Consider the following 15,662-nt stretch of genomic DNA (forward strand, 5'->3'; position numbering starts at 1 on the left):
TTCATTCATAAGTTTTTTTGCTATAAGTAGAATAGCACTTGAAAGGAGCCAACATATTTGGAACATCGGAAAGTCATGCATGCAGAGCAAATGGCCTATAAGGACCGGGAGTTGATTATTGAGGGACCACTGCCTGCGGAAGTATTGTCACGACTATCACTCCATCCAGATTTGGACGCTTTTCGCAGACCCAGTGAACAATGGAAAGCTTTAATTGAAATCGCCGAACTCGATGAAGGGCGTATTATTGCGACACGAGACGGCGAAACCATCGTCGGCTATATAACTTTCCATTATCCGGATGAGCTGGAACGTTGGTCAGAAGGCGCCATGGAGGATCTAGTAGAGCTGGGAGCCGTAGAAGTGGCCGATGAATATCGTTCATTAGGTCTTGGGAAGCGAATGATTAATATTGCATTTGCAGGAGAGCAGTTGGAGAATACGATCGTATTTGCAACGGAGTATTATTGGCACTGGGATTTAGAAGGAACGGGATTAAACGTTTGGGATTATCGCGCCATGATGGAGAAACTGATGAAATCCGTGGGGATGGTTTGGTTTGCAACAGATGACCCCGAAATTTGTGCACATCCCGCGAACTGTTTAATGGTTCGAATCGGCAAAGATGTCCCGATAGATTCGGTAGAGCGCTTCGACCGCGTACGTTTCAAGCAGCGTTTTATGTATTGAGCCTATGCTTCCGATGCCGTTTTACTTCGTAAACCGTTAAGCCTATGCTTCCGATGCCGTTTAACTTCGTAAACCGTTAAGAAAGGACGATGACCAGCGATGACGGCAAACGCCGTATTTATTCATCAGCCGGAAGCGAGCCGGTATAAGTTCAACGAGGATCATCCCTTTCATCCTCAGCGATTGAAGCTTGCCATGCATTTGCTTGAAGATGCCGGTGCACTCAGCGATGAACAGAAGATGACAGCTCTGCCTGCCGATGAAGCCATGCTTGCACTCGTTCATCGCGAAGACTACATTGAAGCTGTGAAGCAGCTCAGCCAATTGTCACCTTCAACTGAATTTGTCTCGCAAGCTGAGAAGTTCGGTTTGCGCACGGAAGATACACCTTTTTTCCCCGGTATGCATGACGCCGCTTCATCGATTGTGGGCGGCTCTGCTCTGGCTGCCGACTTAGTCATGTCTGGCCAATTTAAACATGCCTTTCATATGGCCGGTGGACTGCACCATGCGTTTCCCGAGCGCGCATCCGGCTTTTGCGTTTACAATGATGCGGCTATAGCAATTACAAGATTGCGACAGCAGTTTAATGCACGTGTACTCTACATTGATACGGATGTCCATCATGGCGATGGTGTGCAATGGACATTTTACGATAATCCAAATGTATGCACCTATTCGATCCATGAAACAGGCAAGTTTCTCTTTCCGGGTACAGGATTTGTTCATGAACGAGGTATCGATCAGGGCTTTGGCGCAAGTATCAATGTGCCTGTCGAACCTTATACTGAAGACGATTCTTGGTTGGAATGCTTCAGCAGCACCATCGAGAAAGTAACCGCAGCATTCAAGCCTGATATTATCATCAGCCAGCATGGCTGTGACGCTCATGCCTATGACCCGCTCTCCCATACCCAATGCAGCATGCGGATCTATCATGCGATGCCCGCTATTATTCATCGCCTGGCACATGAATACACAGATGGACGCTGGGTTGCGATAGGCGGCGGTGGATACGATATTTGGCGTGTAGTCCCTCGCGCCTGGGCACTCGTATGGCTGGAAATGACAGACCATCCGATTTCCCTGCGATTGCGCGAGCATGACTCTAATGAATCCCTGCCCGAGAAATGGCTTGCGCACTGGGAATCGCAAAGTCCAGAGCCTCTTCCAAAACATTGGCTTGATGATACATCCAATTGGACACCTATGCCGCGCCGTTCAGAGATCGAGGTTCGAAATCGCCAAATAACGGCTATCGCAGCACAAGACTTATAATCAAAAAGGCTATCGCCTCATTAAGCATCTCATGGATGCATATGAAGCAATAGCCTTTTATTATTTAATTCAAAGCTGATTTTAGAGGTGACGAAGCATTTCATCAATGATCTGATGCGAATTGATCGAAGCTTCAACCGTAAATTCAGCAAAATTTACGTGGGCCGATCCATCTGCTTTATCAGACATGGAGCGGATAACAACGAAGGGCGTTCCGTTCATAGCACATACCTGCGCCAGAGCCGCTCCTTCCATTTCCGTACATGCACCGCCAAGATCCTCGTAGAGCTCACGTACGGCCTCACGGGACGCGATAAACTGATCCCCCGATAAGACCTTACCTTTCGTACTTCGCCCGGGAAATAGACGTTCACAGGCGTTACTAGCGATCTCCACTAACCTAGGATCGGCTGTGAATTCATATACCTCTTGAAATGGAATCTCACCGCGTTTGAAACCAAGCGGTGTACAGTCCATGTCATGTTGGAGACATGTTGTTGACACAACAATGTCACCTATATTCAAGCTGGGTTCAAGCGCACCTGCAACTCCTGTAAACAAAACGCAGTTAACGCCTGCGTCAATAAGCAATTGTGTACAAACAGCAGCATTTACTTTGCCTACACCCGACTTGCAAAACACGACCTGACGGCCATGCAGCATACCTTCGACATAAGTGATACCCGCTTTTTCAAACGAACCCGACTTCTCTACATGCTTATGCAGTAAATCAATTTCTTCGACCATGGCACCAATAATGCCAATTTTCTTGTAGGTTGTCATTATTTGCTACCTACCGATTGGCGAGTGATGACTTCATGAGGAAGAATGACCTTCGCATTCTCAACTGCTTCCTTCTTCATCAACTTGGTCAAGAGCCGCATCGATACTGCTCCAATATCGTACATAGGCTGGGCTACAGTCGTAAGCTGCGGTCTAACCATAGAAGCCATACGGCTGTTGTCCACGCTGATAACTGAGATGTCGCCAGGAACCTTCAAGCCGGAATCTTGAATCGCATGAATCGCACCAATCGCCATCTCATCAGTCGCCGAGAATACCGCAGAAGGTTTGTTAGGAAGCTCAAGGAAATATTTCATCGCTTCTACACCGGATTCATAGCGGTAGTTCCCAATTCGAACCATGTTCTCGTCATATGCAAGGCCTGCTGTTTCAAGTGCTCTCTTATAGCCTTGAAAACGGGCAAATCCGTTGGCAGGATCCTGTAATGTGCCGCCAATCATTGCGATCGAACGGTGACCTTGGGCAATCAGCGTTTGAACCGCGTCATACGCAGCGCTCTCATGGTCAATATCAACCGAAGGAATCATACCGTTCTCGTCCGTTGTAGCACAAAGAACGATCGGTACATTAGCTGTTTTGAACGCTTGAAGATGCTCGTCCGTAACTGCGCCGCCCATGAACAACAAGCCGTCAACTTGTTTCTCAAGTAGAGTGTTAATGACACGGATCTCTTTATCTTTCTTCTTATCGGCATTACACAAAATAATATTGTAATGATACATATTGGCTATGTCTTCAATGCCCCTTGCAACTTCAGCAAAGATTGCATTGGAGATGTCAGGAATCACGACACCAACAGTGGTCGTTTTTTTACTTGCCAAACCACGGGCAACCGCATTCGGGCGATAGCCAAGCCGTTCGATTGCTTCGAATACTTTCTTACGGGTTTGTGGTTTTACATTCGGGTTATTGTTAACGACTCGCGAAACTGTCGCCATCGAAACGCCTGCTTCTCTTGCTACATCATAAATAGTTACCGTCACGGCCTTCTCTCCATTAGCTCAAATTTTAATCTCGCGCCGTATTACTTTACCGTAATGATACGACAAAATATTACTTTTCGCAATGAGTACCGAGATGTTGGTCTAATGTCGAGTACGTAATGCTCCAATGCGACTCATGCCATAATACTCTGCCGTTCGACAAAAGTATCACCTGAGGTGATTCATGTTTGATTCCTAGCTGCTCAGAAATTGCATTTGACACCGATCTATTTTCAATTACATACACGATCATGATGTTCACAAACAGTCCTCTTGCATCCTCAATCCAGTTGGTTAACTCTTCATAAGCACCGCTGCTTGTCGGACAGTTCGTACTGTGTTTGAAGAGGAACAAAGGTTGGTTATGGGAAGCGGCAAGAGCTTCCTCCCACTGCGGAATACTTGTTAGTGAGGCGATCTGTTCCATAGACAACGACTCCTCGGCTGCAGCCTTAGAACTAGAACTGCATCATGCTTCGGCTAAGCTGGCTTAACCGCTTATGTATGTCTGCAATCCATGCTTCATCTTGTATAGATTGTGCATAAGCAAATAAATCTAACAGCGTATTAATCCGTTCCTCCGTCAGGCGCCTCATAACAGCAGCATCCGAGAGTTTACGCTCATCATAAGCCTCGACCAGTATATTTGCCCATTCATTCCACTCGTTGAACAAATACGTTTGTTTGACCGGGTACGTGCCTAATGTGCCAATGAGTCCGGTTAAATCAGGTTTTACTTCGGGAAATACTTCACTGCGGCTGCACGAAGGACAAGAGAAAATCGGTACATTATCGATTTCAACTTTACCAGAATAAATAACTGTGCGCAGCTTCATCGGCATCACATCGCCGCAAGGACAACGCTTTTGCAAAATGGTCCACTCCTTCTTATCGCACCGTCACACTATCTACAAATGTTTACAGGCGGTACTTAGACGATAAGATATTCGACTCATTTTGTATAAAGTCCTTCTTCCCTTCAGATTGTAATTTTTGTCTTCTGCGGTTATGAACTCCATCTCCGCCAGCGTTTGCGGATCACCGGAACGGCAATGACCAGTACTGCAATTGCAGCCCCTATGCAGTCGTTTCGAATGTCTTTCAAATCAGGCGTACGACCGCCTACGAACGACTGGTGATATTCATCCGTCAACCCGTAAATGCCGCAAAGCGCAATGATGAAGAGCTTCATATACAAACGGTCCGCTTTTCTTCCAAGACTATAGTCAATTGACACAGCTAGTACAAAGTAAACGATGAAATGTCCCCAATCAAAGCCTTTCATGTTAGGAAGCAGGGTCTGGAAAAATGGCAGCAGCGTATTCATATCGTCACCTGTCCGGGACGATAAAGCAAAAATAAGTGCCATCACTGCGATCGCCGGAACAAACCGCAGCAAACTTCGTTTTCTTGGTATTCCATTCGAGTAACTAAAGGATGATGTTTGCTTCATTCGTTCACCTTCGATACAATAAATAGGATAAGATCATTACGAGTTGGAAAGGATTGAGCCCATGACTCTGCAAGGAAAAAATGTAATTTGCCTGCTCGACGATGAATTCGAAGATTTGGAACTATGGTACCCGGTTTATCGCGTCCGTGAAGAAGGTGCTTCTGTCTTGTTCGCCGGACCAGAGAAAGGGCGCACTCATATTGGTAAATACGGAGTACCCGCTAAAGCTGATCTATCTTTTGATGAAGTCGACAGCTCGACTATCGACGGTTTACTTGTTCCAGGCGGCTGGGCGCCGGACAAGCTGCGGCGATATCCGAAAGTGCTTGAGCTCGTAAAGGAAATGGACGCCGCCCGCAAGCCGATCGGTCAAATCTGCCATGCAGGCTGGGTGTTAATCTCAGCTAAAATCCTTGAAGGCCGCAATGTAACCTCAACTCCAGGTATCCGTGATGATATGGAGAATGCAGGTGCAACCTGGATTGATGAAGCGGTTGTTGTAGACGGTCATATCATTTCTTCCCGCCGCCCGCCAGACCTGCCGCCTTACGGAAAAGCATTCGTTGAGGCTCTTCGCGGACAATAGCGTTACTTAAGAATCGAAGATTCTTTGTCATTAAGCTCCATCCTTGCCTGAAAGGCTGATAATACCTGGTGAATTTGAGCACTTGTCCGGCATTTCAGTATTTCATCAAACACCGAACGGCTATCCTTCTGATTTAGGCGGATCAGCCGTTCTTTTATTGGCAAAATCGCATGTGCGGACATACTGAGCTCATCAACATCAAGGGCCAGCCAGATCGGCAAGGCATCGATATCTCCCGCAAGCTCTCCGCATACGCCGACATGAATGCCTGCCCTCTTCGCCGCTTCTATTGTCAGCTTCAGCATCCGCAGCACCGCTGGATGGTAGGGCTCATATAAATGCGAGATTTGTTCATTCATTCGGTCAACTGCAAGCGTGAACTGAGTGAGATCATTCGTCCCGATGCTGAAAAAATCAACTTCCTCCGCCAGCATATCCGCAATCATGACCGCTGCAGGCAATTCGATCATGATCCCCACTTCAATGGCTTCATCGAAACCGACACCTATTGCTTGGAGCTCCTGCTTTGATTCCTCGAGCAGCTGGTTAGCGGCAACCACTTCTTCGACAGAAGAAATGAGCGGGTACATGATTTTGACCTGCCCGTGAGCACTAGCCCTTAGAATGGCCTTAAGCTGGGTTTTGAACAATTCCGTTTTATCGAGGCATATTCGAATTGCACGATAACCAAGAAAAGGGTTCTCTTCTTCAGGCAGCTCGAAATAATCCAAATTCTTATCTCCGCCTATATCAAGCGTACGAATGATCAGCGGTCTGCCCTCCAGCTTCTCTGCCACCGTGCGGTACACCTCATACTGCTCTTCTTCCCTAGGAAGCCGATTGCGATCCATGTACAGGAACTCTGTCCGGAACAAGCCGACCCCGTTCGTTCCGCTTGCGAGGGCCACATCAAGCTCCTTCAAGGAACTGATATTGGCACCCAGCTCAATTTCTTTTCCATCCTGTGTAACCGATTGAACGCTGACAATCCCTTTCAGTCTAACCGTCGCTTCTTTATGAAAAAGCTGCAGTTCCGAATAGCGGTCAATGAGTTCTTCGTCAGGCTCCAAGTGTACAACACCCTTGTCACCGTCGATAATCATCATATCCCCGGTTTGAATCGGTTCCTCGAGTTTTGTCTCAATACCGACAACAAGCGGGATTCCGAGTGCCCGGGCCATGATAGAGGAGTGAGAAGTGGTGCTTCCCACTAATGTGGCGATACCAAGCACATGATTCGGATTTAGATGAACGAGCTGTGAAGGCGAGAGCTCCTTGGCTACCAGAATAAAGGGCTGCGTATCCGACGGCAGTGTAATTTCAGGAGCGCCAAGCAAATGCTTAAGCAGACGGTTGCCGACATCTTTAATATCAATTGCGCGTTCCTTCATGTACTCATCATCCAGGAGATCGAACATGGTTACAAAATGGTCAATGGCCTCTTTGACTGCCACTTCCGCCGCTTTGTATTGACGCTGAATGATCCCTTGGATTTCGTTCATAAATACGGGATCGTCTAATATAGCTAGATGTGCATCGAAAATATAGCTCTCTTCCGTACCGACGACTTCGCGCAATTCATCCTTCATCTGCTCAATCTCGAACTTGGATGTGCGGATGCCTTCGTATAAACGGTCGAACTCACGCGCCAAATCACCTACGTCGATCTTCTGCTCCGGCAAATCCCACTCCCAATTCGGCAAAACGAATGCTTTGCCGATTGCGATTCCCGATGATGCCCCTATACCTTGAATCATGCCGTATCCCCTCCACTGCTTCTCTCTTTTAAAACGACCGACATGACTGAAGCCTGCCCCCGCTTGACCCCTTTAAAGGGAGCAAAGCTCCACGAACTCACACGATCTGAATTCGTAATCACCATCGGCGTTGCAAGAGATTTACTCGCTTTGCGTATTACCTGTATGTCAAAGGTAATCAACAGCTGCCCGGGTTTCACCTGATCCCCTTCATTGACGACAGCCTTGAATCCCATACCCTTTAATTGCGAGGTATCGATACCGATATGAAGCAGAACATCCAGTCCTTCCGGCGTTCGTATGCCAATCGCATGCATGGAAGGATACACATGTATGACTTTTCCCTGCACAGGCGAGACCAGCTCCCCTTTATCGGGTATGAATGCAACACCGTCACCGACTAATTTGCCGGCGAAAATCGGATCAGGGACCTCATCAAGCGGAAGCATCCTGCCTTGTACCGGAGAACAGAACAGCACCCTCGAGATATCTCTTCGTATCGCTTTGTCCATTTCTTCACGGATCAGCTCCGAGTAGGTACCAAACACGATCTGCACATTGCCTCCCCCGAGCCGGATAACGCCCGCAGCGCCTAAATGCTTGAGTGCGTTAATATCAACCATCTTATCGCTGTTCACTTTCAGGCGAAGCCTCGTTATGCAGGCTTCCATCTGTACAATATTATCCTTGCCCCCGATCGCCTGCAAAATGAGAGGGGCACGGTAGGGAATATCGCCCGCCCACTCATCAAGCTGTGAGCCTTCCTCCCGCCCAGGCGTTGGAATACGGAAGCGCCCTATCGCCCACCGGAACAACACATAATAGAGGAGACCAAAGACGATCCCAATCGGCAGGAGCAGCCAGCCTTTTGTCGCAAGATGCTGGTTAATCACAAAATCGATCGCTCCAGCCGAGAAAGAAAAGCCGTCACGAATACCGAGCTCGTACGTCATCCACATCATGATCCCTGAGAGCAGGGCATGAACAACAAACAGATACGGCGCAACGAACAGGAAAGCAAACTCGATGGGCTCTGTTACTCCGGTTAAGAATGAAGCTAAAGCCGCCGTAAGAAAGGTTTTACGTATCTTGGGCTTCAAGTCTTCACGGGCTTCATGAATAATGGCAAAAGCAATTGCAGGCAGAGCGAACATCATGGTTGGATATAAACCCGCCATGAATGCACCTGCTGATGGATCTCCAGCGAAGAAACGGGGTAAATCGCCGAATACCATGGAGCCATCGGGTCCCTGATAGCCGCCAACCTGGAACCAAAAAACATGACTGACAAGATGATGCAGGCCAAAGACAACCAAAATACGAAGCACAAAGCCAAATAGAAAAACGCCAAATCCGCCCCCCGAGGAGACGATATCACCTAAACCCATCAAAGCACTATGTAAGCTTGGTGCGAGCTGCACCATAATAATCGCCCAAACGGCGGAGAACATGCTGACAACGAGCGGCACAAACCTAGGTCCGCCAAAAAACTGGATATATTCCGGAAGCTTGATCGATTTGAACCGTTCATTAAACATGCTGGTAACAAGACCAATAATAACGCCGGTGAACACAGTCGGTTCAAGCTCATAGTGGCTGGCGTTAATGATTCCCGTATAGATAAACATACCCGCTAGCGCTGCAAGCCCTGCTGTGCCGGCATTGCTGGTCATCCCCATTGCTACTCCGAACGCAAATAAATAAGGTAAAAACGCGAATAGCGCTTCCCCCGCAGTTTGGAGATGATCATGCATACTTGGCAGCCCCATGGCAGCCCATGGCAGTGCACTTAAGCTTAGAAATATGGCGGCGCCCGGCAGTACAATGGTCGGCAGCATTAATGACCGGCCAAGCTGCTGCAAATGACCCATGATGTTCATTGGGAACCTCCTAAAAGTTTTTGCGATACTTACTCGGATACATCCTGTGAGCATAAACTCGCTTCGAAAGCATATGCCAAGTTTTTGCGATACTTACTTGGATAACAGGACTCTATATTTTACGTAAGTATGATTAAATCGTAAGTGTTCCAGCTCACTTTGTCAAAATAAAACGACGGACCTCACGGTCCGCCGCTCAATTTGTGAATTTCATTCCGGTATGTTTTCTTAGAAACGTTGGTTCATTCCGAAATTTTGGGTTTGGCTTGCTTGTTGGTTAGAGGCATAACCCATTTGTTGATTACCGGAGGAATACCCCACTTTTGAGATAATCGGACCAGCTTGTGAAGTGGCATTAGACGCCTGATACACAGGGTTATGCGAAGTTACTGCATGCATATTTGAAGCGAATTGGTTGAAGCCTTGGTTGGCAGCACCAAATCCACTTTGTTGCTGCTGTGCAAATTGATTTGTTTGCTGTTGCTGCTGTTGTTGTTGTTGTTGTTGTGCAAATTGATTTGTTTGCTGGTATTGGTTCGGATGAAAATTCTGACCTGAAGCATACCCCAAATGGGAAATAACCGGTTGGGAGTTATTCATCGACCCTTGCGATGATTGTTGGCTGGCAAAGGAATGCGATTGATTGGGACGGAAATCTTGACCCACTTTATAACCGACATGTGAAATGACTGGTCCAGCAGAAGCGCTGCTGCCAAATCCAGCATTTTGCTGAGCATATCCATGGGTTGAGGACATTCCAAAGCCTTGCTGCGGCGCAGCGGAATAGCCTGTGTGAGAAATGACGGGTGCAGCCGATTGTTGTCCACCAGATTGCTGATTAGGAATCCCTTGATAATGAGATTGCACGAATCCGAGTGGCTGGTATGCATTAGATTGAGTATTCGATTGCATCCCGCTCGTCATCCGCTGATTCTGGAAATTCCCTTGCTGGTTCATTGAATGCACGTGTTGTCCTCCTAGAGAGTATAAGATTTAACTTCAAGAATTTCGGCTTCTCGAAGCCTCTCTTATTGTTGGAGAGACCGCCCTAATTTATGACCGTTAGGATTTGGATTTTCCTTGCGGCAGCAGTATGGAATCTTCTACCTTTATGCAGCGGTCCATGATCACCTGCAGTCCGCCATTTTGGGCGATTTCGGCTGTTTCTGCCTGAAATACGCCTAATTGCAGCCAGATCGCTTTAGCGCCGATGGCAACAGATTCCTCTGCTATAGGAGGTGTGTGCTCGCTGCGGCGGAAAACATTAACAATGTCGACCTTCTCTGGAATCTCCTTTAGCGATGCATAACTTTTCTCACCTAAAATGAAATCCGCATTCGGGTTCACCGGGATGATCCGGTACCCCTTCGCTTGCATCGCTTCAGACACCATATACGATACGCGTTCCGGGTTGTCAGATAAGCCTACAACAGCGATCACCTGTGAATCTTCCAATAAACGTTTAATTTCGTCTCTTGTCGGATTTTCAAATGCCATTTGGCACACACACCTTCCTAAATTTAGTCATTCTGCTATTCAATCCACTCTACATTCGCACCTAATGCTTTCAGATGGTCGAAATATTGAGGGTATGACTTCGCTACATGATGAGCATCACGGATACGCAGCGGCTGTTTCGCACGTAAACCAACCACTGTGAGAGCCATAATGACACGGTGATCATAATGAGCATTTATCTCTACTCCGCCCTCTACGCCTTCTGGACGTCCATGCACGATAATCTCGCTCTGGCGTTCTTCCACATTGGCTCCCGCTTTGCGCAGCTCGTTCAAATAATCGGTAATCCGGTCGCATTCTTTGTACCGCAGGTTCTCAACATCATAAAACCGGGAAGTGCCTTCAGCAAAGACAGCTGCAGCCACCATCGCCAGAACGGCATCCGTCGCTTTGTCACCATCAAATTCAAGTGCTTTTAGTCGGCCGTTTCCTTGAACGCGGACAACTCCATCTTTATGTGTCAGAGGAACTTCCATCATACGGAGCACATCAATAATCGCACGTTCGCCTTGCTTGCTGTTTTCCTCGAGACGATGCAGAGTAACATCGGAATTCGTTACTGCCGCTGCCGCAAGAATAGCAGCTGAACCCGGGTAGTCCCCTTGTACAATGTACTTCTTAGCCGCATACTGCTGACGTCCAGGGATCTTGTAATGCATTAGATCTTCGCTTGCTTCAATCATGATACCGGCTTGAGCCAGTACTTCAAGCGTTTGACCGACAACAACTTTGGATTTGAGGTCATGAAGCACTTCGATTTCGCTGTCTTCTTCAAGCAGCGGGGTCAGGAATAACAGCGCGCTTAGATACTGCGAGCTCACACTGCCCGATACCGTAATTTTACCGCCGCGAGGCTGACTGCCCCGAATGGTTATAGGCAGTCGTCCCTTATCATGCTCGACTTGTACGCCGATTTGTCCAAGTGATGCAATAAGGTCGTCATGCGGGCGTTTGCCCAAAGAATCAGGATAACGGTTGATGAACGTCACCTCCGGGCAAAGTGCAGCTATCGCCATTAAGAAACGCAGCACCGCTCCAGCATTGCCAACATCCAGTTCCTTAACATCCTTAGGATTGCGTCCAAACCCGGTGATCGTAATCTTCTCATCATCTTCTTCAATGACAGCACCCAAATCACGAATGCAACGGCGCATCGCATCGCTGTCTTCGCTATGTGCCGGATAATAAATCGTGCTGGTACCTTCAGCAAGCGCAGCTACTAAAAGGTAGCGCGTCGTGTAGTTTTTGGAAGAAAGTGCTTGAATTTCTCCCTGCAGATTGGGTGTTGGGGTAACAAGTACATCCATGATCGGTTCGTTTTCTCCTTTAATGGTGGATATAATTCCAAATTTGATCAACAACATCATCTACGCTTAATTGGGTCGTATCGATTGTCTTGTGGGCAAAGTCATATGCATACTTGCGATCCTCGAGCAGTTTATGCACACGCTCACTAACATCACCTTGAAGAAGGGGACGCGAGGAGTCTTTACTGACACGGGCAATGATCTGCTCCGCATCGGCTTTCAAAGCGATGACAAGACCATGAGTTATCATGAGCTCGCGGTTACGTTCCGCCAGCACTGCTCCGCCTCCGGTTGAGATCACCCGGCGGTGATTAGATTGAAGCGCATCCCTCAGCGCTTCAGTCTCGCCTTCCCGAAAAGCGGTCTCCCCCTTTGAAGCAAAAATCTCAGGAATCCGCTTGCCGGCACGACGTTCAATCTCTTCATCAATGCCGATTACATCGCAGCCAAGGCGCTTGGCCAGCAATTCACCAATGGTAGATTTCCCCGTCCCCATGAATCCTACGAGTACGATATGAGGCTGCTGCTTGTGTTCCATCGATTATGCACACCTACTTTTAATGAGGTTAAGATTTAATAAACATGTCCAAATATCATACCATTATTGCACCCAATCTGGTATAAAAAAGTTGATGCTGCCGTACAGTTGTAGTATTGCATCTCAATTGAGCATGATCGAGGAGTGAAAAAATAATGTTCCCTAACCTAGAACCTCAGCCAACCAATATCCGTATGGCCCGCATCTTAAATCCCGACTATCCGCTATGCCGCGATGACGTTGTATGGGTACTGGAATATATGAAAAAGAAAGTGGCTGATGAAGCGCCTGAATTACTCAGCCTTCCTCAGCCACTACTATTAAAGAAATTTCAATGCTTTGCAGAGGCCTCGATGATTCTCATCAAGCAGCGCAGAGGTCTTGGTCAAGAACCGGACCGGCTCCGCAGCTGCCTTAAAGAAGTGTTATACGGCCTCCACAAACAAACAACAGCACGATAACTTAGGATTGCATCCAGTTAAAGTGGAATGAGCCTTCTTTGTCCAAACGTTTGAACGTATGAGCGCCAAAGTAATCACGCTGTGCTTGCAGCAGGTTAGCAGGCAGGCGCTCTGTTCTGTAGCTGTCGTAGTAGGACAACGCGCTTGAGAACGCTGGAACCGGAATTCCTTGGGTAACTGCTGCAGCAACAACTTCACGCCACGCGCCTTGGTATGATTCAACTACTTCTTTGAAGTAGGCATCAAGCAGAAGGTTTGGCAATGCAGCATCGCGATCGTAAGCGTCTTTGATGTTTTGCAGGAAGCCTGCACGAATGATGCAGCCGCCGCGGAAAATCATCGCGATATCGCCGTAACGAAGGTTCCAGCCGTATTCGTCAGATGCAGCGCGCATTTGAGCGAAGCCTTGAGCATAAGAGCAGATTTTGCTCGCAAACAATGCTTTACGGACAGCTTCAATGAAAGCAGCCTTGTCGCCTTGGTATGGTGCGGATTGCGGGCCTTTGAGGAGCTTGCTTGCTGTTACGCGCTCTTCTTTCAACGCAGAGAGGAAGCGTGAGAATACGGATTCGGTAATAATGGACAGCGGAACGCCAAGATCGAGCGCGCTTTGACTTGTCCATTTACCAGTACCCTTTTGACCGGCGGAATCCAGAATGACATCAACCATCGGTTGGTTTGTTTCCGGATCATATTTGGAGAAAATATCTGCTGTGATTTCAATCAGGTAGCTGTCCAGCTCGCCTTTGTTCCATTCAGTGAAGATGGATTGAAGCTCTTCTGTGCTTACGCCAAGTACACGTTTCAACAGATCATACGCTTCACAGATCAGCTGCATGTCGCCATACTCGATGCCGTTATGAACCATCTTCACATAGTGGCCTGCGCCGTCCGGACCAATGTATGTGCAGCAAGGATCGCCGTTAACTTTTGCCGAAATAGCAGTAAGAATAGGCTCAACCAATTTGTATGCGGATTCTTGACCGCCTGGCATAATGGATGGGCCTTTTAGTGCGCCTTCTTCACCGCCGGAAACACCCGTGCCGATGAAACGGATTCCGCGAGCTTCAAGATCTTTGCTGCGGCGGACGGTATCAGGGAAATAAGCATTACCGCCATCAATGATGATATCGCCTTGGTCAAGCAATGGAACGAGTGCGTCAATGGTTGCATCTGTTCCTGCGCCGGCTTGAACCATGATTAGAATTTTACGAGGAGATTCAAGGGACTCCACAAACTGTTCAACTGTGTATGTACCAACTAAGTTTTTGCCGGCAGCTTCTTGTACAAGATCGTCCGTTTTCTCGCGGGACCGGTTGTAAACCGATACGGTAAATCCTCTGCTCTCAATGTTTAACGCCAGATTCTTACCCATTACCGCTAGACCGATAACTCCGATTTGTTGTTTAGACATCTGGTTCTTCCATCCCTTTTCTATTTTATAGTGAAGTACACCATGCATGAACATTCTCCCTCCAAGAGACGCACTATTGTGCGGGGGAGACATGTTGTTACGCATACAATACACCTATTTTACTCTTTTTCACCGGGAATGAAAACCATGCCAATAAAGAAAAATGCCAGGTAAATGTCGAAAGCGCTGACATTTTGACATCATCAAACTTCGAATAAACCTTGCCTTTATTATTAAACAAAGCCCGAATCTCATTCCAGCAACAAAAATAAGCCCCCGGCATAAATCCCCCGGAAGCTTATTTTTTCCTTATCTTGCTATTCAAAGGCTTAGAGCTCAAGCTGTATCATCTCAATTCGCAAGGTTTGTAATCGTTCCTTCGACTGCGCCATATCATCCTCGCGTCCTTCATTAATGGCTTCATGGTACACGGACAGTTCATAATCAAGCTCATAGCGAAGGACTGCCGCGCGTTCTTCTGCCCGTTTAGATTGAAACGCCTGGATGACTTCCTCTACCGTCACTAGCGGTTTTTTCTGGTAAATAATACGATGCTCCATGCCGGACACCTCCACAAGTCGAATAATTTCGCCAAACATAATGCTCTCAATGACAATTTGACGATCCTTAAACCGTTTGACGACTGCATGACCACGAGAATCGTTAATCAGCTTCTCAAGCAGCTCCGACAGCTTCTCATCCTTGATGATATAATCCCCGACAATTTTGTATCGGTTGCGAACCCGTTGAAACCGGAGCTTCACAAGTTTGCGACCGCTTCGAACCGATATGAGAAAATAAACATCCGTTTCGCTCCAATACAGCGAATAACCTTCCTGGATCAAATCCCGAATGAGATTTTGGATTTGCCGGCGGTCAAAACGTAATTCCAGGTTGCAGTATTCGACTTCATGGCTCTTGTTCATCGGCAATCCCTCCCCCTCTTCACTAATTTACGGAATGTTCTGAATATTCTCTCGTATCACTATCTTA

General features: G+C 47.5%; 17 protein-coding genes. 4 read left to right on the forward strand and 13 right to left on the reverse strand.

Translation table 11 applies throughout. From position 1 onward, the window contains the following. Window positions 1–57: 57 nt before the first annotated feature. Both ACFPYJ_RS24145 and ACFPYJ_RS24150 read left to right on the forward strand, forming a co-directional pair. Window positions 58–690 (forward strand): GNAT family N-acetyltransferase, encoded by a 633-nt coding sequence (locus ACFPYJ_RS24145; protein ID WP_379190783.1) that lies wholly within the window; start codon window positions 58–60, stop codon window positions 688–690. A gap of 99 nt (window positions 691–789) precedes the next feature. Continuing rightward, complete coding sequence (locus tag ACFPYJ_RS24150; RefSeq protein ID WP_379190784.1) at window positions 790–1,968, forward strand: acetoin utilization protein AcuC; 1,179 nt, start codon at window positions 790–792, stop codon at window positions 1,966–1,968. 81 nt (window positions 1,969–2,049) lie between these two features. Here the strand turns inward: ACFPYJ_RS24150 and ACFPYJ_RS24155 are convergent, their stop codons facing one another. From ACFPYJ_RS24155 to ACFPYJ_RS24175, 5 genes are all read right to left on the reverse strand, one after another. Next, window positions 2,050–2,751, reverse strand: coding sequence for a 5'-methylthioadenosine/adenosylhomocysteine nucleosidase (locus ACFPYJ_RS24155; protein ID WP_379190785.1), 702 nt, complete (start codon window positions 2,749–2,751; stop codon window positions 2,050–2,052). Next, on the reverse strand, window positions 2,751–3,755 hold the full coding sequence (gene ccpA, locus ACFPYJ_RS24160) for a catabolite control protein A (protein ID WP_379190786.1): 1,005 nt from the start codon (window positions 3,753–3,755) through the stop codon (window positions 2,751–2,753). The genes ACFPYJ_RS24155 and ccpA overlap by 1 nt, the downstream gene beginning before the upstream one ends. A gap of 70 nt (window positions 3,756–3,825) precedes the next feature. Then, complete coding sequence (ytxJ, locus tag ACFPYJ_RS24165; protein WP_379190787.1) at window positions 3,826–4,182, reverse strand: bacillithiol system redox-active protein YtxJ; 357 nt, start codon at window positions 4,180–4,182, stop codon at window positions 3,826–3,828. A gap of 31 nt (window positions 4,183–4,213) precedes the next feature. Further along, window positions 4,214–4,627, reverse strand: coding sequence for a hypothetical protein (locus ACFPYJ_RS24170; protein WP_379190788.1), 414 nt, complete (start codon window positions 4,625–4,627; stop codon window positions 4,214–4,216). A 134-nt stretch (window positions 4,628–4,761) separates the two neighbouring features. Further along, window positions 4,762–5,208, reverse strand: coding sequence for a VanZ family protein (locus tag ACFPYJ_RS24175; RefSeq protein WP_379190789.1), 447 nt, complete (start codon window positions 5,206–5,208; stop codon window positions 4,762–4,764). A gap of 61 nt (window positions 5,209–5,269) precedes the next feature. On the opposite strand from ACFPYJ_RS24175, the gene ACFPYJ_RS24180 reads away from it, so the two are divergent. After that, a complete protein-coding gene (locus ACFPYJ_RS24180) occupies window positions 5,270–5,794 on the forward strand; it encodes a type 1 glutamine amidotransferase domain-containing protein (RefSeq protein ID WP_379190790.1) in 525 nt (174 codons plus the stop codon). 2 nt (window positions 5,795–5,796) lie between these two features. On the opposite strand, the gene ptsP is transcribed toward ACFPYJ_RS24180, so the two are convergent. From ptsP to ACFPYJ_RS24210, 6 genes are all read right to left on the reverse strand, one after another. After that, window positions 5,797–7,551 (reverse strand): phosphoenolpyruvate--protein phosphotransferase, encoded by a 1,755-nt coding sequence (gene ptsP / locus ACFPYJ_RS24185; protein WP_379190791.1) that lies wholly within the window; start codon window positions 7,549–7,551, stop codon window positions 5,797–5,799. Next, window positions 7,548–9,431, reverse strand: coding sequence for a glucose PTS transporter subunit IIA (locus tag ACFPYJ_RS24190; RefSeq protein ID WP_379190792.1), 1,884 nt, complete (start codon window positions 9,429–9,431; stop codon window positions 7,548–7,550). Before ACFPYJ_RS24190 ends, ptsP begins: the two co-directional genes overlap by 4 nt. 228 nt (window positions 9,432–9,659) lie before the next feature. Further along, a complete protein-coding gene (locus ACFPYJ_RS24195) occupies window positions 9,660–10,397 on the reverse strand; it encodes a hypothetical protein (RefSeq protein ID WP_379190793.1) in 738 nt (245 codons plus the stop codon). A gap of 96 nt (window positions 10,398–10,493) precedes the next feature. Beyond that, window positions 10,494–10,928 (reverse strand): CoA-binding protein, encoded by a 435-nt coding sequence (locus tag ACFPYJ_RS24200; RefSeq protein WP_379190794.1) that lies wholly within the window; start codon window positions 10,926–10,928, stop codon window positions 10,494–10,496. Between the two features lie 35 nt (window positions 10,929–10,963). Further along, window positions 10,964–12,256 (reverse strand): 3-phosphoshikimate 1-carboxyvinyltransferase, encoded by a 1,293-nt coding sequence (aroA, locus tag ACFPYJ_RS24205; protein ID WP_379190795.1) that lies wholly within the window; start codon window positions 12,254–12,256, stop codon window positions 10,964–10,966. Window positions 12,257–12,275: 19 nt separating this feature from the next. Further along, window positions 12,276–12,794 (reverse strand): shikimate kinase, encoded by a 519-nt coding sequence (locus tag ACFPYJ_RS24210; protein WP_379190796.1) that lies wholly within the window; start codon window positions 12,792–12,794, stop codon window positions 12,276–12,278. A 155-nt stretch (window positions 12,795–12,949) separates the two neighbouring features. On the opposite strand from ACFPYJ_RS24210, the gene ACFPYJ_RS24215 reads away from it, so the two are divergent. Beyond that, window positions 12,950–13,255, forward strand: a complete 306-nt coding sequence (locus ACFPYJ_RS24215) for a hypothetical protein (RefSeq protein ID WP_379190797.1) — start codon at window positions 12,950–12,952, stop codon at window positions 13,253–13,255. Window position 13,256: 1 nt separating this feature from the next. Here ACFPYJ_RS24215 and gndA read toward each other — a convergent pair whose 3' ends face one another. Both gndA and ACFPYJ_RS24225 read right to left on the reverse strand, forming a co-directional pair. Further along, window positions 13,257–14,669, reverse strand: a complete 1,413-nt coding sequence (gene gndA / locus ACFPYJ_RS24220; protein ID WP_379190798.1) for an NADP-dependent phosphogluconate dehydrogenase — start codon at window positions 14,667–14,669, stop codon at window positions 13,257–13,259. A gap of 329 nt (window positions 14,670–14,998) precedes the next feature. Further along, window positions 14,999–15,595, reverse strand: coding sequence for an adaptor complexes medium subunit family protein (locus ACFPYJ_RS24225; protein WP_379190799.1), 597 nt, complete (start codon window positions 15,593–15,595; stop codon window positions 14,999–15,001). Between the last annotated feature and the right edge of the window lie 67 nt (window positions 15,596–15,662).

This window comes from Paenibacillus solisilvae, from assembly GCF_042656405.1.
Lineage (GTDB): Bacteria > Bacillota > Bacilli > Paenibacillales > Paenibacillaceae > Paenibacillus_Z > Paenibacillus_Z solisilvae.